Origin of the sequence: Planotetraspora sp. GP83, from assembly GCF_041262585.1 — a bacterium.
In the GTDB taxonomy this organism is placed as follows: Bacteria; Actinomycetota; Actinomycetes; order Streptosporangiales; family Streptosporangiaceae; genus JAOEGB01.
In genome coordinates, this window is sequence record NZ_JBGCBZ010000003.1 from 51,166 (window position 1) to 71,271 (window position 20,106).

Consider the following 20,106-nt stretch of genomic DNA (forward strand, 5'->3'; position numbering starts at 1 on the left):
GAGCCGGCGACCTGTCAGGATCGAGCCCATGGCGGACGTGTGGTCCAGTGTGACGACCGACTGCCTCGACCCCGAACGGGTGGCAGGATTCTGGAGCGCCTTTGCTCTGTCGCGGGCCCGGACCGTCTCAAAGAGGCTGGGTCTACCTCGGCGAACGTGATGTCTCACAGCCGCGACTGGCTTTCCAGCCGGTATCCGAGCTCGCAGTTTGACTTTGCTTGCCGATCCGCCGATCGCGCCCCGTGAAGCTGTTGTCGCAGCCTACGTATGCGCCGCAGACGCACTCACGAGTCCACCTGCGCTGACCAGACAGGATGCGCTCCCGAGGCTTCACGCCATCGGCAGGTCCGAAGCGCTCGCTGGCGTCGGCAGCGAATCGCTGCCCCTCTTGACGTGCGGTGGTGGCTACCGTGGTGACTACAGCTACGACAGCGGTGTGATCGTCGTGGCAACCCCCGTGTGATCGGAAACGCCCATGATGATCGACTACAACGTCAGCGACCACTGGTCCGATGGCTATCCCGATTGGCCGAAGTCCCTGGTCTCCTCGCTCGACCGCCGTCACGGCCTCAGCAGCGTTCTGCCGCTCACGGTCATCGTCGAGGAGATCGCCGAGTGGGTCGAGCTTGCCAGCGGCACCGACGCGTGGAAGAAGCTTGCCAACCGCTCCTCTCTCCGGTTAGACCTCGACGAGTCGGTAGGCGCGGTTGGCGCAACCCTCAGCAATCACGTCGCAGGGAAGCTCGCCGCATTTCGAGCAGCCCTATTGCAGCTCTCCACGAGCCCCTCGGCGGTGCTCGCCCAGCCGCCCGGCACTCGTACTGACGCGGCCTGGACAAACCTGCTCTCCACCGCGCGCGAGCTTCTCGAAGAGCTCGACTCGGACGATGCGGTACGCGCCAGCTGGGACGATCTGGTCGCGACCGCGCAGGATCGGACCCTGGCGCGGCGGGAGCATCGCCCTATCGCTGAGCTTCTGTTCGAGCAGCTGCAGCGGCGGGGTCTCAGCGCGGAGGGAGCCTTCCGCGAGCTCGTGTCGATCGTGGCCTTCGGCCGCGACCCTAACGATGTCCCCATCGGCGAGAAGGACGTGCCCCTCGATCAGCGGCTGACGAACGCGCGCACCTTCGTCGGCACACCCGCCCAGGTCGAACCGATCGTCGTCTGGTTGGGCTACCAAGGACGTATTCATCTTCATCTCTCTGCCGGGCGTGTGTCCTTCCTCGACGCGCACTGGGCCGTTCCGAACGCTGAGCCTGGCAGGCAGGACTTCGCCCACAAGGCAGAGCTCTCGGAGCTGGTCCGGGACGGCCTTATGTTCAAGGTTGCGAAGATGGTCGACGAGGAGTCCGACGTCGACATCCTTGTGCGCGTCGACCTCGGCAACACGACGGCTGCTGGTGCAGTCTCGCGCGCCGTCGACATCGTGGACACCATCCTGAATGTGTCGATGCACAACGGTGGCGGGATCCGTCCGCGGCTAGCTCAGCACGCCGTCATTCGCTCGGGGAAACCCGGCTCCGCTGGCTTCTTGGCCGTTTGGCGTGAGACCGGTTTTCCCGACGACTACTACGGAGCTGGGATTACCGCTGAGGCGATCGAACAACATGGACCGCGGATCGCCGAGGCACTTGCCCGAGTAGAACTCCCCAGGTTCCTGGCTGCGGCCATCGAAGTGCAGACGACAGCCGATCACCCTTTCAGCCGCGATATGGCGCTGCGGAAGCCGTCGGAAGCCGACATCAGCAGCGTGATCCCGCTCTCGGACCGAGTGGTGCAGCACATCGCTGCACACGCGGCCATGGACCCGAACGATCTCTTCGCACTGCTCGGAGAGCGCTGGCCGCATGCCCGATGGCTCACGAATCTTCGGCGCGCAGCGGGGATGTGCCTACTCGGCGGTGGTCGGCGCGATGAGCTGCTCACCGAGCTCACGAGTGAATGGTTGTCCAGCCGACCGAAGCAGCCGTGGATCCTGCTTCTTGCCGATCGAGCCGATGACTTCCTGTCGCTGTGCCGCCTTGAGCATGAGCGCGCCTGGATCGCGCGGATGTTCACGAGCGTTGGCGATCACGCCACCTACAGCACCCTCATCCATGAGTACACGGCCGAGGGCGAAGTGCTCGAAGCGCGCCGCCGCCGCGTTCGCAACGCATTGGTCCACGGAAACCCCGCGAGCTTCGCGGTCGTGCAGTCCGTCCGGGAGTATGCCGACTTCCTCGGCGGCAGCGCACTCAACCGTGGTCTCGAGTCTTTCGTCGAAGGCACACCACCCGCCGCAGCTCTGGCGATCAGAACGGACGAGTTCGTCGCAATGCAGGATGGCCAGGATGCCGCAAGCTTCTGGCGTGCTCGGATCGCTGCACAGAATCATTCAGTCGCGGCGTATGGCACCGAGCCGTGATCATTTTTCACTCGACGGTTTCGCGTCATCCTAACTCCCCCATGATCGCAGAATTTCGATGCGCAGGAGCGCGCTCTTCTCGGCAAAAGAGGACGACAGCTTGAGTCCCTCCGCCACAGAATGGTCAGTCGGCGGGGCTGAGGGCCAAGACCCGTGGGAGAAACGTCATGTCGTACTCACGACCGTGTCGCTGGACCTTGCATGGTTTCGGTCCTCGATATGCTCAACTCCAGTGACATCTCGTGCTCCCTGATGGGCTCGTGTCACGCTTGTGCGGGCGCGAGTAGGCGTATCGCCTCGCGGAGGTGACGTCGTACGTCCTTGATGTAGAGGCGATCAGTGCCGGCGTCGTTGATCCAGTGCCTGGCCTGGCCCATCAGCCACTCGACGGTCCAGGCGCGGTGCCAGCCCAGCGCCCACGTTTCCGCCGGAAGGCCACCGCGTTCTGCCAGGGCATCCTGTGGGCCGCCTCCGGCGACGTACGCCTCGATCAACCGGCGTAGCCGGGCGGTGCTGGCGGGACGCTGGGTGCCGAGCCAGGAGGCCAGGTCCAGCAGGCCCGGGCCGTTGAACGCGCGAGCGAGGTCCAACAGTCGCCATCCGGCTGTCCCGATATGCAGGGACACGGGGTGGAACTCCCCGTGACACAGGCCGAACGGTTCGAGCTCCGCACCCTGTGCCCGCACAGGCGCCACCTTGTCGAGGGCTGCCAGCATCTCGGCGATGTCGGAGGTCGATCTCCAGCGGCGGCCCTCCCGGAGCGAGTCAAGATGTACCAGTGCCCGTGACGGCAGCAACCGCAGTTCGCCGGTGTCGAGCGTTGGGGGCTGAAGCCCTGCGGGTCGAATCTGGTGCAGCAGTACCGCCGCTCTCACTCCATCATCGTTCTCGGCTTCGCGGATCGGCTCGCCCAGATGCAGCAGCATCCCCAGGACCCCACCGATCATCAGGGAGGCATACCGCTCCGCCACCGGCACGCCCTGCGCAGCGGCCAACATGCGCGCCCCCTCCTCGCCGGCGAACGGCTCGGCGACGACTTTGAAGATCACCGTCGAGCCGTCGGAGAATCGCAGCCGCTCAACTGCCGACAGCGAGCACGTGCTGATCGGCTCCCGTTTCGGCTCCCCAGCGAACCCCGCCGTCGCGCACAGCTGGGTTCGCAGCAGAGTGACAGTCATTCCATCCATGACAAACTCCTCAGACTCGAGAGGTAGCCGAACCCTCGCCCGTGCCTTGCGAGGACCAGCTCCCTTGAAGCGTCCAGACGGCCGTTCACGCACGCTCGCCACCACGTATGGGCCGCCACCGGCGGGGGCAGATCTATCGGGCATGTCCCGTGAGCAAGCGGTGCCAGAGCTCTACGGCCTTGGCCGAAAAGAGCCTGTCCGTCTCGCGCACACTCACGCCCTTGACTTCGCCGGGCGAAGTCTGGACGCAGCCGCCGCAGATAGGTGATTCCTCGGATCGACTGGACCTCGCTCAGCCGGGTGAGCGTGGCTCGTGCCGCTGCGACAGCCGGCTCCAGCTCGCCGCTCAGCAGGTGCGCCTTCGTCAGGAATGCGCCGTGCAGCAGTGCCGACCTGGGGTAGTCGGGCCGAGCGCCGACCTTCGAGATAGGGGCGAGCAAGTCGATGGCCTCACTGAGCAAGCGCTTGCGATACACGGTCATGTGCTCGCCCAGCACGACGAGCGCCTGGCCGGCCTCGGCGATGAGCTGCTCGGGCTCCAGGTAGTACAGGTAGGTCGGAGCGCCGTCTGCGGAGGCCAGCAGCTCCCTCGCTTTCTCCCACGCGCGACGAAAGCCGGACAGGTTGCCGGCTGCCGCTGCCGCAGTGGCGACGCGGCCGTTGATCCTCGCCTGAAGGATTGGATCGCAGGGTGAGCACTGCTCTGCCGCCGAAGCTATGTGGACCGCCTCCTGACCGTGCCCCGCGAAGGCCGAGACGTAGGCGAGCATGCCGATGGCGTTGGCCGCCCGGCCATGCTCGCCAAGCCCTCGGGCGACCCGCTCGCTGAGCAGCAGATATCGCTCGGCCGCACCGTACCGGTGCGCGTCGAAGTGCACCCATCCGACGAGTTGGGCGAGATCGGCGACGATGGTCATCAGCTCACGCCCGACGGCGGGCTCGTAGTCGGCGAACTGCACCAGGTCGAGGACGTTGCGCAGTTCGCTGGTGACGTACCGAAGGCTGAGCGCGCCGCCGCCGTGACGATCGTCGAGCTTGCGTAGGGCCTCGACATGCGCGCCGATCAGGCGTACCTGCATCGGCAGGACTCGCTCGCGGCCAGCGCGCCGGTGAGTCCAGGACACGCTCGTCCGAAGCCCGTCGAGTACGGCTGCCGCCAGATCGGGGCCGGACGCTGCGGAAACGTCGGCGTGTTTCCCGGCGCTCAGCGTCGTCAGCTCGCTGAGCGATTGCAGCATGTCATCGACGCTCCCGTCGTGGACCAGGCCGGAAGCTGCGGGCACCGTCCCGCGCTGCCGGCTGGGCCAGAGCTGATCCACCCGCACCGCATAGCCGAAGTGCTCGGAGAGCACGGCGGCCACTACTGACGGAATTGGATCGTACGGCTTGTAGCCGTGTCGCACCCACGCGTACGGCGCGGTGGGGTCGATGCGCCGTGAGCCGAGACCACGCTCTTGCAGCCACGCGTTGACGGCGGCCGCTAGCTGGCGCGGGTTCATACCGGCGCGCCGCAGAACCTCTGCCAGCGCCGTCCCCGGTTCTCGCTGCATCGGCACCTCCCGTTCCGCAGCGACGGTAACCCCATGGTCGGTCACCTCTTGTGAACGCCTCCGCAGCCCGGACCGCTCACCTTCACGACCTTCACGGCGTGATCGGGAGGTTCACGACCTTCACCACCCACAACCGTTCACTCTTCGCTTCGGCCCTGGTCCACTGAGTGACGAAACGCGGCCGGTGAGCACCGGCCGCCGAACAGACCCGCCGGAGGTACGGCTTGGCACCCCCAGTCAGGCTCCACGACTACCGCGTGCTCGTGAAGGTCCTGCGGCCCGGGTCCGCCGCTCATCGGGCTCGGATCGTCGTCCGCCAGGTCCTCCAGGCGGCGGGTGTCGACGACGAGGGCGTGAGCGACGCCGAAAGCGCGGTGGCGGAGCTGGTGGCCAACGCCGAGACCCACGCGCGCCGGCCGTACGAGCTGCGGATCGTCACCGTGGACGGTTTCCCGGCCTGGTGTGAGGTCATCGACGGTGACGAGGACCTGGCCGACATCCCGAGGATTCTGCGCGAGTTGCGCACCTCAGACCCGTTCACCCTCTAGAGCGGCCGAGGCCTCCTCATGGTTTACCGGCTCTCGGCTGGTCGGTGCAGCGCCTACCTGACGAGGACGTACACCACCGGCATCCCGGGCAAGGCGGTCGCCTTCGCCCTGCCCACGAAGACCAGTCCACCTTCCGGTTCCCCCGTGCCAGAAGGCGGACTCCCCCAGGAGGCGGGCACGCCACCAGCGCTCTCGTGCCGGTGCCCGCCTCCGTCTAACCCGACTCTCAGAGGACCTCCATGAGCACAGACGAACGCCCCATCGGACACGCCGTGGTCGTGGCCTCTGGTGGGCTGGACTCCACCACGCTGGCCTACTGGCTCACGGCGAAAGGCGCGGCCCAGCTCACCCTCCTCGGCGTCGACTACGGACAGCGCCACCGCGTCGAGCTGTCCTACCTGATCGGCACGGCCAAGGCGCTCGGCGCCGCCTACGTCCAGCTCGACCTGCCCGGCCTGGCCACCTTGATGACGGGGTCCGCGCTTACCGACGCGCGCGTTTCAGTGCCGCACGGCCACTACACGGACCTGTCCATGCGAGCCACGGTCGTGCCGGACCGCAACGCACTGTTCCTGGACCTCGCCGTCGCTCTCGCCGCGACCGCGAAGGCCGATGCGGTGGCTTTCGGGGCGCACGCGGGCGACCATCCGATCTATCCCGACTGCCGTCCCGGCTTCGTCCAGGCCTACCGGCAGATGTCGGCGAAGGCCACCGAGGGCTTCGTGGCAGACGGCTTCCAGGTCGTGACGCCGTTCATCGCGATGAGCAAGGCGGAGATCGTACGGCTCGGCGCGGACCTCGGGGTGCCCTTCGCGCACACCTGGTCGTGCTACCTGGGCGGGCGGCGGCATTGCGGGCGCTGCGGCACCTGTGTCGAGCGCAAGGAAGCCTTCTCCCTGGCCCGCGTCGACGACCCGACCGACTACGACGATCCCTCACCGGTGGCGTCATGCATGTGATCGCGAAGAGGTTTCGCTTCAGCGCCAGCCATCGGCTGGAGCTACTGCCGGAGGGTCACCCGTGCCGGCGGTTGCACGGCCACAACTACACGGTGGAGATCCAGCTCGCTGCCGACGAACTCGACGACGTCGGCTTCGTCACGGACTTCCGCGAGCTCGATGTCGTACGGGACTTCCTGCGGGACTCCTTCGACCATCGGCATCTCAACGACGTGCTCGACGGGCCGCCGACCTCGGAGCGGCTCGCCCAGGTGATCCACGCGTGGTGCGCCGCCCACCTGCGCGTCGCGCCTCTCCTGTACGCGGTCAGGGTCGCTGAGACCGACTCGACCTGGGCCGAATATCGCGGAGGCTCGGCGTGAACCTCCTCGTCACCGAGATCTTCGGCCCCACCTTCCAGGGCGAGGGGCCGTCGACCGGCCGGCAGGCCGCGTTCCTGCGCCTTAGCAGGTGCAATTTGACCTGCACGTGGTGTGACACCCCGGAGACGTGGGACACCAGCCGCTTTGATTTGGCGAGCATGACGCGTCGCATGACCGAGTCGGAAGTGCTGCACGAGCTGCTGGCCGTTCCCGCGCCGCTGGTCGTCGTCACCGGCGGCGAGCCGTTGCTGCAGCAGGACCGGCTCGTCTGGCTCGCCGACATGCTTCGCGCCAATGAGCGGCGGGTCGAGATCGAGACGAACGGCACCGTCGTGCCCGTGTCCGGGCTACTCGCGGCGGTCAAGCACTGGAACGTCTCACCCAAGCTGGCCTCCTCGGGCGTGCCGTACGGCAAGCGGATCAACTCGGAGGCTCTTCGGGTGCTCAACGGCTCGCGCCGTGTGGTCTTCAAGTTCGTCGTCGAGGGCCCCGCGGACCTGGAGGAGGTCGCCGGGCTGGAGGCCGAGTACGGCCTCGCGCCGATTTGGGTGATGCCGCAGGCGACGACGCCAGCTGCGGTGACGGCGGTCATGACGGGGATCGCGAACGAGACGCTGGCGCGGGGCTGGAACCTGAGCACCCGACTGCACATCCTGCTGGAGGGTACCGATGTCCGCTAACAGTGGGCCTGAGCGGGGCCGTCGTTCCGCGCTTCTCGGGCCGCGCGTGCTGGAGTGCAGGCCCTTGGCTGACGGAGAAGCGGGGATCGTTCCTGCCGCCCAGGTAGGCACGAGCGTACTCCCGCAGAGCCACTCACTGATGCCGTTTCTCGGAGAGCGGCACCTGGCCGCCGCCCTGCGGCAGTGCGGGCGGCGCCGCTCGTGTCCCGGCGCCGACGGCATGACCTGGGCGGACTATCGGCGGGCCGCCGCCATCCGGATCCCCCGCCTGGCTCGGGCACTGCGAGAGGGAGCGTGGCGGCCGGGGCCGCTGCGCATCAACCCGCTCCCCACCTACTCCGGTAAGGAGCTTCCCTGCGTGATTCCCACTGTGGAGGACCGGTTGGTGCATCGCGCGATGCGCAACGCCGTCGAGCCGGTCCTGGAGGCGGGAGTCTTCGCCGACTGGGTGTCCGGCTATCGCCCGGGCCGCAACCGCATCACCGCGCTCCGGCAGGCGATGGCCTGGGCCGACCAGGGCTTCACCTCGGTCGCGGACGTCGACGTCGCGCACGTCTCACACGGGTCCGACCCCGAGCAGGTCACGAGCTGGCTAGCCGTGCACGTCCACGACGGCACGTTTCTGGACCGGTTCCGGACCGCCCTGGCCGGCCTGCCCTCCCCGCTGGCGCCCGGCACGGGCGTGTCTCCCCTGCTGATCAACCTGCGGCTGTCCCGCGCCGACCGGCTGCTCCCGGACCTGCGCCTCGTCCGGTTCGCCGACAACTACTGCGCTTTCGCGGCGAGCCGTACGGAGGCCGAAAGAGCGATGGAACGCGTCCTGGATCGGTCGGTTAGGACCCCCGTAGTTCCACAGGGAGCCACAGTGACCGACACGGCCGCCCGATTGACGCCGTTCGCCAAGCTACCGCGCGCGGCAGCGCTTGATGACCGGCTGAGCTACCGGGCTCGCGGGCTGCTGGCCGAACGGTGGTGCGACCGGCCGGGGTGGACCTTCACCATCGAGCACCTGGCCCGCACGCGCGGCCCGGGGGTGGAAGGGCACACTGTCGCCGAGCTGCGCGCGGCCGGCTACGTCCACCTGACCGGCGTCCCGGGCCGGGGCGATCGGCTCCGGTCGGCCTTCACGCTGCACCGCGCCGCGATCCCCGGCGGTGCCGGCAACGCTGAGCCGTGGGTGTGGGCGCCGTACGCGACCGCCAGGGACGGGCGGTTGTCGTACCGGGCGCGGGGGCTGCTGCTGGCTCAGCTCAGCTACGCCGAGCCCGGCACGCACGAGGTGGCCCTGGTCGGCGGAGTCGCCGCGCTCGCCGAGCACCACCAGGCGCCCGGTGAGGGACGCGAGGCGCTCGGGACCGCGCTGGGGGAGCTGCTCGCCGCCGGATACGGAAGCCGGGAACGGATGCGGGGCCTGGACGGGCGGATCGGCTGGGGACGGTCCTTCGCAGAGTTCCGGCCGGAGTCCCGGTGAAGGCGTGAAGCGGGCGCTCGAACCATAGAGGGGTGCCGGAATACGGCGGAACCGGGCCGCAAGCGTCGGTGCGGCGGCGTAGGCTCCATCTCAGTGGCCGACGCGCTGGCCCGCTTCCGAGCCCCCGGCCCCCACGCGGCGGGAGGCAACGAGCTTCGAGCAGGCTTCTCAGCTCTGCGGGCTCAGGCCCGCCACGGCCAGCCGGAACAGCCGGTCCGCGCGGGCGGCCGGGTCAGGGTGGTGCTCCGTCGCGAGGACGATGCCGACGATCAGCGCGATCAGGTCGGCGACGGTGATGCCTTCCGCCACCGCCCCGTCCTGCACGGCGCGCTGCAGCAGGGGGTTTCCCGCCTCTGCCATCATCGCCGAGCAGGTGTTCTCGTGTACGGGGTCGGGCTCGGCCCCGTCGTAGGCCAGTGCCGCCGCCAGCCCTCGGGCCGCGACGCAGTAGGCGACGACGTCACTGAGCCATTCCAGGAGCGCGTCACGGCTGTCGCCCTTGCCTGTCAGCTCGTGGGCGCGGGCGGCCAGGGCCTCGATCCGTTGATGGGAGACCGCCTCCAGGAGCGCCCGGCGGGTCGGGAAGTGGCGGCGTACGGTGGCCGAGCCGACCCCCACGATGCGGGCGATCTGTTCCAGGGAGGCGCCGGCCCCGTACGCGGCGACCTCCTCCTCGGCCACGGCGAGGATGCGCGCGTAGTTGCGCCGGGCGTCCGCGCGCTGGCGGTCGGGCATGGCGTCATCTCCAGGGTTGCTAAGTGGCGGGGCCCGCCATATTGTACCGTAGAGAAAACGGCGGGCCCCGCCGCTTAATGCCCTGAGGAGCACCATGTCCGCAGATTCCGCACCCGTCCTGGTCACCGGCGCCACCGGCAGGCAGGGCGGAGCCACCGCCCATGCCCTGCTCGCTGCAGGCGTTCCCGTACGCGCCCTGGTGCGTTACCCCGACACCGAGCGAGCCAAGGCCGTCGAGGCGCTCGGTGCCGAGCTGGTCACCGGCGATCTCCACGATCGCGATTCGGTGGTCCGGGCCGCCGAGGGCGTCCGCGCCGTCTTCTCCGTTCAGATGGCCGCCCTGACCGCCGAAGGTTTCGATTTCGACGGAGAGGTGACCCAGGCCGTCAACCTCATCGAGGGCGCGAAGGCCGCGGGAGTGCCGCAGTTCGTACACACGTCCACCAGTGGCGCCGGTCAGCACACCAAGACTCCTGGCTGGATCGCAGGCCGCTGGGGTTCGTTGGACGGCAGCCTGGGAGCCAAGAGCACGATCCAGGACCGGGTTCGCGCGGCCGGCTTCTCCCGCTGGACGATCCTCAAGCCGGGCTTCTTCATGGAGAACTTCCTGCCGTCCATGGCTTTCCTGTTCCCGCGCGGTGTCGAAGGCGGCCTGGTGAGCGTCGTGAAGCCGGAGACCCGGCTGTCCCTCGCCGCGGTGGACGACATCGGCAGGGCGGCCGCCGCGGCCATCGCCGAGCCGGAGCGGTTCCATGGGGTCGAGCTGGAGCTGGCGAGTGACTATCTGTCGATGACGGAGGTCGCCGAGGTTCTCTCCCGCGCGCTGGGCACGCACCTGTCCGCGCCGGACATGACCGAGGAGCAGGCGCTCGCCGCCGGGATGCCGGCGATGGGCGTCTCACACGAGTGGATGAACATAGCCGGCCAGCCGGCCCGCCCGCAGTACGCCAGGGACCTCGGCCTTTCGCTCACCAGCTTCGAGGAATGGGCGCGGCAGCACCTGCGGCCCGCGGCTTGACACAAGGTCCGGGCTCGACAGGTCAAGCTCGGGTGGTCGGACTGGACTTTCACGGACGAGACGAATCACTTCAACAAAGTGACAGTCCGTCATTTCAGGATCACCCTGGTCCGTGCCGGTGCCACCTTTCATCAGGACCCGGAGCGAGCCGACCTGCGCGTGCCCCACCTTCGAGCAACCCGGGTACGGGCCGGCCCCTCTGCGGCACCGCAGGAAGATCTCCGGCGGCACCCCATAGACGGGTTTCCATCAGCGGGTTCCCATGTGCGGGATTCCACGCCCCTACGTCAGATGACAAGCACAGAAGACAAGCAGAGAACGGTGCGGCCCTGGCCGGGCGGCTCGTTCCCCCCTCTGCGGGCCGTCCGGCAGGGTCACCCGGCAGCGCTGAGCGGGGGGAGACAGCCGCATTTTCGGTGTCACCGCAGGTCGGACCATAAACGGGTTTCCATCAACGGGATTCCATCGCCGGGTGCCTGATCCACCTCGGGCGTCCGCTGCCTGTCTTCACCGGCATCGGATGTGGGCAGCGGCCAAAGCTTCAGGCCTGGAGCCACGTCTGGCAGACCCAGCGGGGGCCTAGTCCAGTCGGCAACAGCAGTAATGTCGACTTGACCGCCGGAGAACTTCACGCCGCGAAACGAGACCTTGCCGCCGGAGAACGTCGCGCCGTCGAACGAGACCTCGCCGCCGGAGAACCCCGCGCCGCTGAACCTGACCACGCCCCCGAACCAGACCTCGCTCCCGGAGAACCCCGCGTATTTGAACGAGACCTCGCCCCCGGAGAACCTCGCGTTCGAGAACCAGACCTCGCCGCCGGAAAACTCCGCGTTCGCGAACCAGATCACGCCCCCGGGAAAGCCGACGCTCTTGTCGATCTAGCGGCAACGCTGGGACTGTGCCGAGCTGACTTGGACCGGCTGCACTGTAACTATCTCACCGCGATCACCTGGGCCGCCCTGGCCGACGGTGTGGCGCTCGAGGCCGAGCGCCAGAAGCTCGACCGCGTCGCCACCCTGCTCCATCTGCTGCTGGGGGCCGTCGAAGACGCCCTGACCTATGCGGCCGGGGTGGCGCCCGCCCGATGACCCGGTTTCAACTGCCACCGCGCGCTCCCGCCGTCTTCACAGGCCCGCGCATTCGGCATTCCCATCGTGACTCCCGACGCCTCCGCCCGGGTGCTCGGATGAACCCGAAAGCGAACGCCTTTACGTCGTAGATCAATGTGATCCTAGTTGCGAGCAACCCGTTTGAACATCGCGACCTGTCCTGAAGTCAGTGACCTGGAACATGCGACAGCCTGCGGTAATGAGGAGCAGCCGACTGCCAGCAACTGACGTCTCGTCCGAGCAACAAATGAGCAACGAGAAACAGAAAAGCCGTGATCACGTCTCTCGCGATCACGGCTCCGACCTGCCGAAACAGTGTCGGGACGACAGGATTTGAACCTGCGACCCCTTGACCCCCAGTCAAGTGCGCTACCAAGCTGCGCTACGTCCCGTTGCCCGGCTGGCCGGGCTTCACCAACCTTAGCGCAGTTTCCGGCCCGGTGCGTACACGGTTGGCCCTCCGCGCCTAAGCTTTGGATCATGGGAAGGAAGCCTCGGGTCGATCAAGAGGAGCTCGGCCGCCTGGCCGCCGAAGGGTGGTCCAACGCCCAACTGGCCGCGCACTTCGGCGTGACCGAATCCGGGATCCTTCAGGCGAAGCGGGCGGCCGGCCTGTCGAAGGCGATGACGGATCACAGCCGGGCCCTGCCCTGGAAGCTGAGGCGCGAGCACAGCCAGACCGGCCCCGCCACGAACCTCCGCAATCTCTCCGCCGTGGCGCAGGGCCGTACGATCACGAAAGAGAAGCTCAACACCGCCATCCGGTGGGCGAGCCGCCTGGCGGACAACGGCCTCGACATCACATACGACCCCGAACAAGGCTTCCGGGAGGTTCTAGCTGAGGGGACCTCCCACGTCGCCTTGGTGCTCGCCGAAGCACGGGAGGCCCTTGGCCTGACCGACGGCTCTCCAGATCCCGCGGAATAGGCGTTCCAGCGTCACCGCTCCACTCCGCGTCTCCCACTGCTCCCAGCCAAAGCCTGAAAGACGGCGGCATAACGTTCAAATCGCCGATAAAGGCAGGCGTCAGGCGTCCTCGCGACGGATGGGCGCGGTCTCCTCCCGGACGTGCACGTGCCGCTCGTTCGGGTGCACGGTCGTGTGCGACTCGGTCTCCTGGACGTGGACATGCGGCTCGGCGGACGGGTCCACCGTGTACATGATGTCCGGCTCGATGGTGTCGACCGTGTCCTCGGCATGCGGACGGCGCGTGTAGAGGCCTGTCAGCAGCGCGCCGGCGACACCGACGGCCATCAGAATCCATCCGATCATCTGCAGGTCGATTCCGGGAATGTCCCACTTCACGGCGAAGGCGAGGACTGCGCCGATCGCGATGAAGGCGAGACTGGCTCCGAAGCCCATGGTTACCTCCTGTGATGGTAATGACGGCCTCTACCCGTCAAACCGGTGATTACGCAGGCGTGAAGGGTGCTTTCGAGGGCAGTGCGAATGAACAACGCACATTCACCCCTGGGAGGCAGATATGTCCGCCGCAGGATGGGTGGTCGTCGTCATAGCCGCATTGGTGGTCATCCTGGCGATCGGCTACTTCGTCACGACTCAGAATCGCCGGCGTCACCTGCAGAAGCGCTTCGGCCCGGAGTACGACCGGACGGTGGAGGAGAGGGAGAGCCGCCGGGAGGCCGAGCAGGAGCTGCTCGCCCGTGAGGAGCGTCACGCCAAGCTCGACATCCGGCCGCTCGACCCCGAGACCCGGGAGACCTACGCGAAGAAATGGACTGAGGTCCAGGAGCGGTTCGTCGACGCGCCCGGTTTCGCCGTGACCGAGGCCGACGCTCTGGTCAGCGCTGTCATGGCCGAGCGCGGATATCCGACAGACGAGTTCGAGCAGCGCCTGAGCGACCTGTCGGTCACCCACGCCGCCACGCTCGGCCACTATCGCCAGGCCCACGACATCAGCAGCCGCGCCGCCCGGCAGGACGCCACGACCGAGGAGCTCCGCCAGGCGATGGTCCACTACCGCGCGCTCTTCCAGGAGTTGCTCGGCGAGACCGCCGGCGACCCCGAGAACAGCCGGCACGCCGCACGCTCCACCGCCGAGGAGGCTGACCTTTGATGAAGAACAACCCTTATGACAACCGGTACGGCACGGCCGAGCAGCCGACGCCGGAGACGCCCGAGCCTCTGGAGGAGGAGGCCCGCAGGGAAGAGGCCCTGGCCGGCGGCCGGCACGACGCGCACGAGGGCCCGGGCCCCGTCTACTCCGCCGAAGGCGCCGACCTCGACGGCTCCCGCTACACCGGAGAGTCCGGCTACGCCGACGGCAGCGGGGACACCCGGAACGCCGAATCCCCCGGCACCTGGGTCGCCGGCAGCGGCGTCACCGCTCACACCGCCGACAGCCGGACTGCTGATATCGCGGAGACCTCGAAAGACACCGCTGACACCGCCGGCACCGCCGACGGCCGTACGTTCGACCGTCACTCCGGCGACGGCGCGTACGCCTCGCAGGCTCCGGGCGACCGGACCTTCGACGCCGAGGCGGTTGATTCGGTCCCCGCCCCACGGACTGGGGCCACTCCCGCGGCCCGCGAGTCGCTGGAGCGGGTCGACGCCCGCGACGACGTGCTCGCGCCGGATCCGGACGGGCGCACGGCCGCGCACCCGGAGGACGTCGAGTTCCCCGGCGCCGACTCGACGGCCGACTCGACGGTTGACGCAACGCGCCCCAGCGCCGAATCAACGCTCGGCACCACGCGGCCCGACGCCGAATCAACAACCGGCACACCGGGCACCGACGCCGAATCGACCGCCACTCCCGACCTGGATGCCGAGACGACGTCCAGCGAGACCCTGGTCGCCGCTGAGGGCGCCTCCGGCATCGCGGAGCCGGGCGAGGAGTCCGCCTCCGGCATCGACTTCGACAGGCGGTGGCACGAGATCAAGGCGGGTTTCGTGGACGATCCGCGGAGCTCCGTCGAGCAGGCCGACGCGCTCGTCGAGAAGGCGGTGGCGCTCTTCACCACCCGCCGCCAGGCGCTGCTGGACCGGTGGAAGAACAACGACCAGAACGACGGTGACCAGAACGACACGGAGGCGCTGCGGCTCGCCCTGCGCGACTACTACGCCCTCCTCCTTCAGTTGACCGGAAAGTGAGGCATCCATGCTCGCCATCGCCGCTGCGATCGTCTTCGGCATCGCGTTCCTGCTCGACCTGCTCAACGCCAGCATCGGCATCGGGCTGACCGCGCTGATCGCGCTCGGGCTGTGCCTGCTGGCACTGCACCAGGCCGGCATCGGCACGGCCGGTATGAACTCCTGGCGCGGCAACTGGCGCGGCCGCGCCCGCCGCTGACGTCCTTGAGGCCGCCGGGTCGAAGACCCGGAAACCTCAACCCACAAGCTCGCCCATCCCTACGCCCAGGAGAGCCACATGTCGCAGAGAGTCGAAGAAATCATGACTCCGGCCCCAGTCGCACTGCCGGAGGAGGCTCCGATCGTCAAAGCCGCCAAGCTGATGCGTGACCAGGGCATCGGCGACGTCTTGGTGGTCAGGGGCGACCAGTTGCGCGGCCTGGTGACCGACCGGGACATCGTGGTCCGGGCGGTCGCCGAGGCGCGCGACGTCAGCGCCACCCCTGTCGGGACGCTGTGCACGTCAGAGCTGATCACGGTCACCCCTGACCAGGACGCCGACGAGGTGATCCGCCTCATGCGCCAGAAGGCCGTGCGCCGGGTTCCTGTCGTGGCCGATGGCCGTCCCGTCGGCATCGTCACCCTCGGGGACATGGCGCTGGAGCGGGACCCAGCCTCCGCCCTGTCCGACATCTCCGCCGCTCCCCCGAACAGCTGAGCCGTACGGCCGGCCGTAGAAGAGCTCGCCCGTCAGGACCTGCTCGACGAACCGTCACATGCGGCCACCCGCGACGAAGCCACCAATGAAGAACACCGAGCAAGCCGCGTGACCCTGGGGCCTGGGTCACGCGGCGCTTCGCCGTAAGGGCAGGTTTCGCCGTAAGGGCAGGTCTCGCTGTGAGCGCGGAGGACGGAAAGCCTCTGATCACATCCGGGCGGCCAGCTTGAACTCCTCGCGCGGGCGCTGGAGGGCGCCCAGCGACACGATCTCCCTGGGGAAGAACAGCCCGAGGGTCCAGTCCATCAGGATGCGGGTCTTCTTGTTGACGGTCGGCATCCGGGTCAGGTGATAGGTCCGGTGCATGAACCAGGCGGGGAACCCGCGCAGCTCGCGGCCGTAGATCTGCGCCACTCCCTGGTAGAGCCCGAGGCTGGCCACCGAGCCGGCGTTCCTGTGCCGGTACGGCTCCCGCGTGCCGCCCCTGATGGTCGCCAGGAGGTTGTCGGCCAGCCGCCTCGCCTGCCGTACGGCATGCTGGGCGTTGGGCGGGCACATCTCGCCCGGCCTGGTGAGGTCGGGGACGGCGGCGGCGTCGCCCGCAGTGAAGGCGAAGGGCGCCCCCTCGATCTGCAGGAACGCGTTGGCCTTGACCCGGCTCCTGTCGTCCAGAGGCAGATCCCCCGCCTTGACCAGCGGATTGGGCTTCACGCCCGCTGTCCACACCAGCGTCTCGGCGTCGAACTCGTCACCGTCGTCGAGCACGATGTGCCCGTCCTCCATCGACTTCAGGCGGGTGCCGGTCCGGACCTCGATGCCGCGCCCGCGCAGCTCCTGGGCGGTCCACCGGCCCATGTCGGCCCCGACCTCCGGAAGGATGCGGTCGGTGGCCTCGACGAGGATCCAGCGCATGTCCTCCCGGCGGAGCCCGTCGAAATACTTGATGGCGTCGCCGGCCATGTCCTCCAGCTCGGCGAGCGCCTCGACGCCGGCGTATCCCCCGCCGACGAAGACGAAGGTCAGCGCCCGGCGGCGGACCTCCTCGACCGGGGTCGACGCGGCGACGTCCAGCTTGCCGAGCACGTGGTTGCGGAGGTGGATGGCCTCCTCGACGGTCTTGAAGCCGATGCCGTGCTCGGCCAGCCCGGGAATCGGGAGAAGCCGGGACACCGATCCGGGGGCGAAGACGAGGTAGTCGTAGTCGATCGTGAGATCGGGCCCCTCGTGGGGCTGGAACTCGGCCTTGCGGTCCGCCAGTCGCACGGACGTGACCCGCCCGCTGAGAATCTGACACGAGTGCAGGACCCGCCTGAGCGGGACGACCACGTGGCGCGCCTCGATGTTCCCGGCCGCGGCCTCGGGCAGGAACGGCTGGTAGGTCATATAGGAGTCGTAGTCCGCGACGGTGATGCGGGCCTCGCCGCGGCGGAGCCTGCGCTGCAGGCGGAGAGCGGTGTACATGCCGACGTAACCGCCGCCGACGATCAGGATCCGTGGGACAGCCATGGGTGTCCCTTACCCTGCCTAAACCAGGAAACGCATGGTGACTGTCGTCCCGTTGGCCCCGGTTCGCGCATCAAGGTCCGTGCTCAGCAGCCGGGCCACCCACAGCCCCATCCCACTGGTGGCGTTCTCCCTTGGCGGTGTGTGCCCGGGGGCCCCCTCCGGCTGCCACTGCCTGCCGTCGTCGTGGACCTCGACCACGAGGGCGTCGCCGTCGTCCCATATGCGCAGCCGCGCCTTGGTGGAGCCGTGGGTCACGGCGTTGGTGGCGACCTCGTTGAGCGCCACGAGGAAGTCCCCGACGGCGTCCTCGCTCATGCCGCGCCGGCGTGCCTGGGCAGCGGCGAACTCCCGCACGTCGGGCAGATCGGCTAAGGAGAAGGTCAGATCCCTGGCCGTCGCGGCGACGGGCGGCGGAACGCCGTCTTCTTTCACCCGGTAACGCCTCCCGCCGGACATCGCTCAGCCGTACGACCTGAAGGGTCGCGGCCTACGGACGAAGATACCCCGGGACACCGCCGCCAGGGCGGCGGTGTCCCGGGCATCGCTGCTGTGTGCCGTCATCCCGCGACGAGCTCGGAACGCAGCTGGTCGAGGGTCTTGCGGAGGATCCGCGAGACGTGCATCTGGGATATGTCGAACTCCGCGGCGATCTCGGCCTGGGTCATGTTGCCATAGAACCGCAGCAGAAGGATGTTCTTCTCCCGCTCGGGAAGAAGGTCGATGAGGGGCTTCACGGCCTCCCGGTCCACGAGGGTGGCCAGTGCGTCGTCCTCATCGGGGAGGACGTCGCCGAGGGCCGCCGCGTCGTCGTCCGCACCCAGCGGCGCGTCGAGGGAGAGCGTGCTGTACGCCGCGGAGGCGTCCATGGTGAGCAGCATGTCCTCTTCGGAGATGCGCATCTTCTTCGCGAGCTCGGCGACCGTGGGGAACCGGCCGAGCTCCTGGGTCATGTCGGCGACGTGCCGGTTCAGCTCGGAGCGCCGCTCCTGGTAGAGGCGGGGCACCCGGACGGCCCAGGTGCGGTCGCGGAAGTGCCGCTTGACCTCGCCCGTCATGGTCACCATCGCGTAGCCGCGGAAGCTGTGCCCCAGGCTGGGGTCGAAGCCGTTGATGGCCTTCATCAGGCCCACGTAGGCGGCCTGGAGAAGGTCCTCCATGGGCTCGCCCCGGTTGAGGTACCGCCTGGCGATGTCCCTCGCCATGGGGCGGTGCATCTCGACGATCATTTCGCGGAGGCGTTCCCGCCGCTCCTCGGACAGGCCGTCCTCGGCCAGCTCGGCCAGAAGTTCCTCGGCGGTCGGATTGCTGATGGTCGCTACTCGGACCTCGGCAGCCATCTGCGCAGTCCCCTCGTATTTCTTGCGAGGCGCCGACGGCCGGGGGTCACCCACGCAGAAGGCATGCCTCGCTACAGTATCGAGACGAGGCCCTCTGCTGGACCTCTGGTTCAGTATATTGCCCCAAAATCGGGAGTATCACCACCCCTTCGGCACCAGTAATGTTGCCGCAGAGGAGGCGCGAGGTGTCTAACAACGGTCTGTTGTCCCTGAACTCCACCACGGCCGGCGGCATCGTGGTGGTCCACATCGATGGCATTCTCGACGCCACGACTCGGGAGCAGTTCTCGGACTACCTGGACACGGTGGCGGAGGACCACGGGCCCGACATGATCCTCGACCTGGGCAAGGTCACGTTCATGGACTCCCGCGCGCTCGGCCTGATCGTGCACCACTGGCAGCGCTCCACCACCGCCGGCGGCAACTTCGCGCTGGTCGCCGTGCAGTACCCGAGCTCCAAGGTGATGTGGGTGACTGGCCTGTCGCAGCGCCTGCCGCTCTTCGACACCCTCGACGAGGCGCTCGCGGCCTTCGCCGCGTAACCCCCCAGGCCCCACCCCCGGGCCCCACTCGCCACGGCACGTTCGCCGTGATCATGCACAGGTTCCCGGAAATGCGCGCCCACCATGGGTTTCACTCTGCGCGATCATGCAGAGATGCCCCGGACGTGCGCCCGTGCAGGCGTTCCACCACCGGTGATCATGCGCTACGGCTTGGCGCCGCCGTGCTTTTGCTGGTGTTCGGTCACGAGCAGCCTGGCCAGGTCGGCGACCTTGACCTGGTGGTGCTGGGACACCCTTCTGAGCTCCTCGAACGCCGCCTCGGCCGAGCACCCGCTCTTCGACATGATGATGCCCTTGGCCTGGTCGATCACGGACCGCCCGGCGAGCGCCTCCTGCATCTGGGCTGCCCCGGTGAGGACGTCGTCGAACTCCCAGATGTTCGCCAGGGCCACCGTGATCTGCCCGCGGAGCAGGCCCATCAGCGACTCCCCGTCCGTGAAGACGCCCGGCCGCACGCCGTACAGGCCGACGATCACGACCGCGTGGTCCACCTCGATCGGCAGGACCAGCACCGACCGCACGCCGTGCCGTACGGCTGTCGCCGCGTAGCGGGGCCAGCGGGGGTCGCGCATGACGTCGGGGACGGCGACCTGCCGCCCGGAGGACAGCGCCTCCCTGGACGGGCCCTCGCGGAGGTCGCGCTCGCGGTCGGTCAGCGCGATGAGCTCACTGTGGGAGGCCGCGAGCAGGACCCGCTCCTCCATCCACAGCTCGGCGGTGCCGCCCGCGCAGCCCGGCACGCCGTGGGCGACGGCCTCGGTGATGCCACGAAGGACGCTCTCGCAGGATGTCCCCTCGGTCACTCGCCCCAGAGCGGCGAGGTCACGCGCGAGGATGGATGTTGTCTCCATGGTAGAAAGACC

At 68.4% G+C, this 20,106-nt stretch carries 23 protein-coding genes and 1 tRNA gene; 14 read left to right on the forward strand and 10 right to left on the reverse strand.

Annotated features, from left to right (window positions below):
• Positions 1–475 precede the first annotated feature (475 nt).
• On the forward strand, positions 476–2,404 hold the full coding sequence (locus tag ABH927_RS05030) for a hypothetical protein (RefSeq protein ID WP_370018496.1): 1,929 nt from the start codon (positions 476–478) through the stop codon (positions 2,402–2,404).
• A gap of 263 nt (positions 2,405–2,667) precedes the next feature.
• Here the strand turns inward: ABH927_RS05030 and ABH927_RS05035 are convergent, their stop codons facing one another.
• Both ABH927_RS05035 and ABH927_RS05040 read right to left on the reverse strand, forming a co-directional pair.
• A complete protein-coding gene (locus tag ABH927_RS05035) occupies positions 2,668–3,591 on the reverse strand; it encodes a hypothetical protein (RefSeq protein ID WP_370018498.1) in 924 nt (307 codons plus the stop codon).
• Positions 3,579–5,141: a hypothetical protein gene (locus tag ABH927_RS05040; protein ID WP_370018499.1), complete on the reverse strand. Its 1,563-nt coding sequence runs from the start codon at positions 5,139–5,141 to the stop codon at positions 3,579–3,581. The genes ABH927_RS05035 and ABH927_RS05040 overlap by 13 nt, the downstream gene beginning before the upstream one ends.
• A gap of 224 nt (positions 5,142–5,365) precedes the next feature.
• Here ABH927_RS05040 and ABH927_RS05045 point away from each other — a divergent pair, with 224 nt between their 5' ends.
• From ABH927_RS05045 to ABH927_RS05065, 5 genes are all read left to right on the forward strand, one after another.
• Positions 5,366–5,689 carry a hypothetical protein gene (locus ABH927_RS05045; protein ID WP_370018501.1) on the forward strand — a complete coding sequence of 108 codons (324 nt, stop codon included), beginning with the start codon at positions 5,366–5,368 and terminating at the stop codon, positions 5,687–5,689.
• Between the two features lie 239 nt (positions 5,690–5,928).
• Positions 5,929–6,648 (forward strand): 7-cyano-7-deazaguanine synthase QueC, encoded by a 720-nt coding sequence (queC, locus tag ABH927_RS05050; RefSeq protein ID WP_370018502.1) that lies wholly within the window; start codon positions 5,929–5,931, stop codon positions 6,646–6,648.
• The gene (locus ABH927_RS05055) at positions 6,639–7,010 is read left to right on the forward strand and encodes a 6-pyruvoyl tetrahydropterin synthase family protein (protein WP_370018503.1); all 372 of its coding nucleotides are present in this window, start codon (positions 6,639–6,641) and stop codon (positions 7,008–7,010) included. The genes queC and ABH927_RS05055 overlap by 10 nt, the downstream gene beginning before the upstream one ends.
• Positions 7,007–7,690 (forward strand): 7-carboxy-7-deazaguanine synthase QueE, encoded by a 684-nt coding sequence (locus tag ABH927_RS05060; RefSeq protein WP_370018505.1) that lies wholly within the window; start codon positions 7,007–7,009, stop codon positions 7,688–7,690. The genes ABH927_RS05055 and ABH927_RS05060 overlap by 4 nt, the downstream gene beginning before the upstream one ends.
• Before the next feature lie 139 nt (positions 7,691–7,829).
• On the forward strand, positions 7,830–9,161 hold the full coding sequence (locus ABH927_RS05065; protein WP_370018507.1) for a hypothetical protein: 1,332 nt from the start codon (positions 7,830–7,832) through the stop codon (positions 9,159–9,161).
• A 168-nt stretch (positions 9,162–9,329) separates the two neighbouring features.
• On the opposite strand, the gene ABH927_RS05070 is transcribed toward ABH927_RS05065, so the two are convergent.
• A complete protein-coding gene (locus ABH927_RS05070; protein WP_370018509.1) occupies positions 9,330–9,896 on the reverse strand; it encodes a TetR/AcrR family transcriptional regulator in 567 nt (188 codons plus the stop codon).
• A 94-nt stretch (positions 9,897–9,990) separates the two neighbouring features.
• On the opposite strand from ABH927_RS05070, the gene ABH927_RS05075 reads away from it, so the two are divergent.
• Positions 9,991–10,914 (forward strand): NmrA family NAD(P)-binding protein, encoded by a 924-nt coding sequence (locus ABH927_RS05075; protein WP_370018510.1) that lies wholly within the window; start codon positions 9,991–9,993, stop codon positions 10,912–10,914.
• 419 nt (positions 10,915–11,333) lie between these two features.
• Here the strand turns inward: ABH927_RS05075 and ABH927_RS05080 are convergent, their stop codons facing one another.
• A complete protein-coding gene (locus ABH927_RS05080; RefSeq protein WP_370018511.1) occupies positions 11,334–11,762 on the reverse strand; it encodes a pentapeptide repeat-containing protein in 429 nt (142 codons plus the stop codon).
• Positions 11,763–11,825: 63 nt separating this feature from the next.
• On the opposite strand from ABH927_RS05080, the gene ABH927_RS05085 reads away from it, so the two are divergent.
• On the forward strand, positions 11,826–12,002 hold the full coding sequence (locus ABH927_RS05085) for a hypothetical protein (RefSeq protein WP_370018513.1): 177 nt from the start codon (positions 11,826–11,828) through the stop codon (positions 12,000–12,002).
• 339 nt (positions 12,003–12,341) lie between these two features.
• Here ABH927_RS05085 and ABH927_RS05090 read toward each other — a convergent pair.
• Positions 12,342–12,415: transfer RNA gene (locus tag ABH927_RS05090), tRNA-Pro, on the reverse strand.
• 88 nt (positions 12,416–12,503) lie between these two features.
• Between ABH927_RS05090 and ABH927_RS05095 the strand changes: the two genes are divergently transcribed.
• Positions 12,504–12,950, forward strand: a complete 447-nt coding sequence (locus ABH927_RS05095; protein WP_370018514.1) for a hypothetical protein — start codon at positions 12,504–12,506, stop codon at positions 12,948–12,950.
• A gap of 99 nt (positions 12,951–13,049) precedes the next feature.
• Here ABH927_RS05095 and ABH927_RS05100 read toward each other — a convergent pair whose 3' ends face one another.
• Positions 13,050–13,385, reverse strand: a complete 336-nt coding sequence (locus ABH927_RS05100; RefSeq protein WP_370018515.1) for a DUF6458 family protein — start codon at positions 13,383–13,385, stop codon at positions 13,050–13,052.
• A 121-nt stretch (positions 13,386–13,506) separates the two neighbouring features.
• On the opposite strand from ABH927_RS05100, the gene ABH927_RS05105 reads away from it, so the two are divergent.
• The 4 genes from ABH927_RS05105 to ABH927_RS05120 all read left to right on the forward strand — a co-directional run bounded on the left by ABH927_RS05105 (position 13,507) and on the right by ABH927_RS05120 (position 15,837).
• Positions 13,507–14,100, forward strand: a complete 594-nt coding sequence (locus ABH927_RS05105; RefSeq protein ID WP_370018517.1) for a hypothetical protein — start codon at positions 13,507–13,509, stop codon at positions 14,098–14,100.
• Complete coding sequence (locus ABH927_RS05110) at positions 14,100–15,140, forward strand: hypothetical protein (RefSeq protein ID WP_370018519.1); 1,041 nt, start codon at positions 14,100–14,102, stop codon at positions 15,138–15,140. Before ABH927_RS05105 ends, ABH927_RS05110 begins: the two co-directional genes overlap by 1 nt.
• 7 nt (positions 15,141–15,147) lie before the next feature.
• Complete coding sequence (locus tag ABH927_RS05115; protein WP_370018521.1) at positions 15,148–15,339, forward strand: hypothetical protein; 192 nt, start codon at positions 15,148–15,150, stop codon at positions 15,337–15,339.
• A 102-nt stretch (positions 15,340–15,441) separates the two neighbouring features.
• The gene (locus tag ABH927_RS05120; RefSeq protein ID WP_370018523.1) at positions 15,442–15,837 is read left to right on the forward strand and encodes a CBS domain-containing protein; all 396 of its coding nucleotides are present in this window, start codon (positions 15,442–15,444) and stop codon (positions 15,835–15,837) included.
• A gap of 207 nt (positions 15,838–16,044) precedes the next feature.
• On the opposite strand, the gene ABH927_RS05125 is transcribed toward ABH927_RS05120, so the two are convergent.
• The 3 genes from ABH927_RS05125 to ABH927_RS05135 all read right to left on the reverse strand — a co-directional run bounded on the left by ABH927_RS05125 (position 16,045) and on the right by ABH927_RS05135 (position 18,680).
• Positions 16,045–17,343 (reverse strand): NAD(P)/FAD-dependent oxidoreductase, encoded by a 1,299-nt coding sequence (locus ABH927_RS05125; protein ID WP_370018525.1) that lies wholly within the window; start codon positions 17,341–17,343, stop codon positions 16,045–16,047.
• 18 nt (positions 17,344–17,361) lie between these two features.
• Complete coding sequence (locus ABH927_RS05130) at positions 17,362–17,775, reverse strand: ATP-binding protein (RefSeq protein WP_370018527.1); 414 nt, start codon at positions 17,773–17,775, stop codon at positions 17,362–17,364.
• Positions 17,776–17,900: 125 nt separating this feature from the next.
• Complete coding sequence (locus tag ABH927_RS05135) at positions 17,901–18,680, reverse strand: SigB/SigF/SigG family RNA polymerase sigma factor (protein WP_370018529.1); 780 nt, start codon at positions 18,678–18,680, stop codon at positions 17,901–17,903.
• Positions 18,681–18,865: 185 nt separating this feature from the next.
• On the opposite strand from ABH927_RS05135, the gene ABH927_RS05140 reads away from it, so the two are divergent.
• Complete coding sequence (locus ABH927_RS05140) at positions 18,866–19,222, forward strand: STAS domain-containing protein (protein ID WP_370018530.1); 357 nt, start codon at positions 18,866–18,868, stop codon at positions 19,220–19,222.
• Positions 19,223–19,386: 164 nt separating this feature from the next.
• Here ABH927_RS05140 and ABH927_RS05145 read toward each other — a convergent pair whose 3' ends face one another.
• Complete coding sequence (locus ABH927_RS05145) at positions 19,387–20,094, reverse strand: ANTAR domain-containing protein (RefSeq protein ID WP_370018532.1); 708 nt, start codon at positions 20,092–20,094, stop codon at positions 19,387–19,389.
• Positions 20,095–20,106: the final 12 nt, after the last annotated feature.

Bases quoted from the DNA above. Each gene is read 5' to 3' on its own strand.
- ABH927_RS05030 (WP_370018496.1), top strand. From the start codon at position 476: ATGATGATCGACTACAACGTCAGCGACCACTGGTCCGATGGCTATCCC.
- ABH927_RS05035 (WP_370018498.1), bottom strand. From the start codon at position 3,591: ATGGATGGAATGACTGTCACTCTGCTGCGAACCCAGCTGTGCGCGACG.
- ABH927_RS05040 (WP_370018499.1), bottom strand. From the start codon at position 5,141: ATGCAGCGAGAACCGGGGACGGCGCTGGCAGAGGTTCTGCGGCGCGCC.
- queC (WP_370018502.1), top strand. From the start codon at position 5,929: ATGAGCACAGACGAACGCCCCATCGGACACGCCGTGGTCGTGGCCTCT.
- ABH927_RS05055 (WP_370018503.1), top strand. From the start codon at position 6,639: ATGCATGTGATCGCGAAGAGGTTTCGCTTCAGCGCCAGCCATCGGCTG.
- ABH927_RS05065 (WP_370018507.1), top strand. From the start codon at position 7,830: ATGCCGTTTCTCGGAGAGCGGCACCTGGCCGCCGCCCTGCGGCAGTGC.
- ABH927_RS05070 (WP_370018509.1), bottom strand. From the start codon at position 9,896: ATGCCCGACCGCCAGCGCGCGGACGCCCGGCGCAACTACGCGCGCATC.
- ABH927_RS05075 (WP_370018510.1), top strand. From the start codon at position 9,991: ATGTCCGCAGATTCCGCACCCGTCCTGGTCACCGGCGCCACCGGCAGG.
- ABH927_RS05095 (WP_370018514.1), top strand. From the start codon at position 12,504: ATGGGAAGGAAGCCTCGGGTCGATCAAGAGGAGCTCGGCCGCCTGGCC.
- ABH927_RS05100 (WP_370018515.1), bottom strand. From the start codon at position 13,385: ATGGGCTTCGGAGCCAGTCTCGCCTTCATCGCGATCGGCGCAGTCCTC.
- ABH927_RS05105 (WP_370018517.1), top strand. From the start codon at position 13,507: ATGTCCGCCGCAGGATGGGTGGTCGTCGTCATAGCCGCATTGGTGGTC.
- ABH927_RS05110 (WP_370018519.1), top strand. From the start codon at position 14,100: ATGAAGAACAACCCTTATGACAACCGGTACGGCACGGCCGAGCAGCCG.
- ABH927_RS05115 (WP_370018521.1), top strand. From the start codon at position 15,148: ATGCTCGCCATCGCCGCTGCGATCGTCTTCGGCATCGCGTTCCTGCTC.
- ABH927_RS05120 (WP_370018523.1), top strand. From the start codon at position 15,442: ATGACTCCGGCCCCAGTCGCACTGCCGGAGGAGGCTCCGATCGTCAAA.
- ABH927_RS05125 (WP_370018525.1), bottom strand. From the start codon at position 17,343: ATGGCTGTCCCACGGATCCTGATCGTCGGCGGCGGTTACGTCGGCATG.
- ABH927_RS05135 (WP_370018529.1), bottom strand. From the start codon at position 18,680: ATGGCTGCCGAGGTCCGAGTAGCGACCATCAGCAATCCGACCGCCGAG.
- ABH927_RS05145 (WP_370018532.1), bottom strand. From the start codon at position 20,094: ATGGAGACAACATCCATCCTCGCGCGTGACCTCGCCGCTCTGGGGCGA.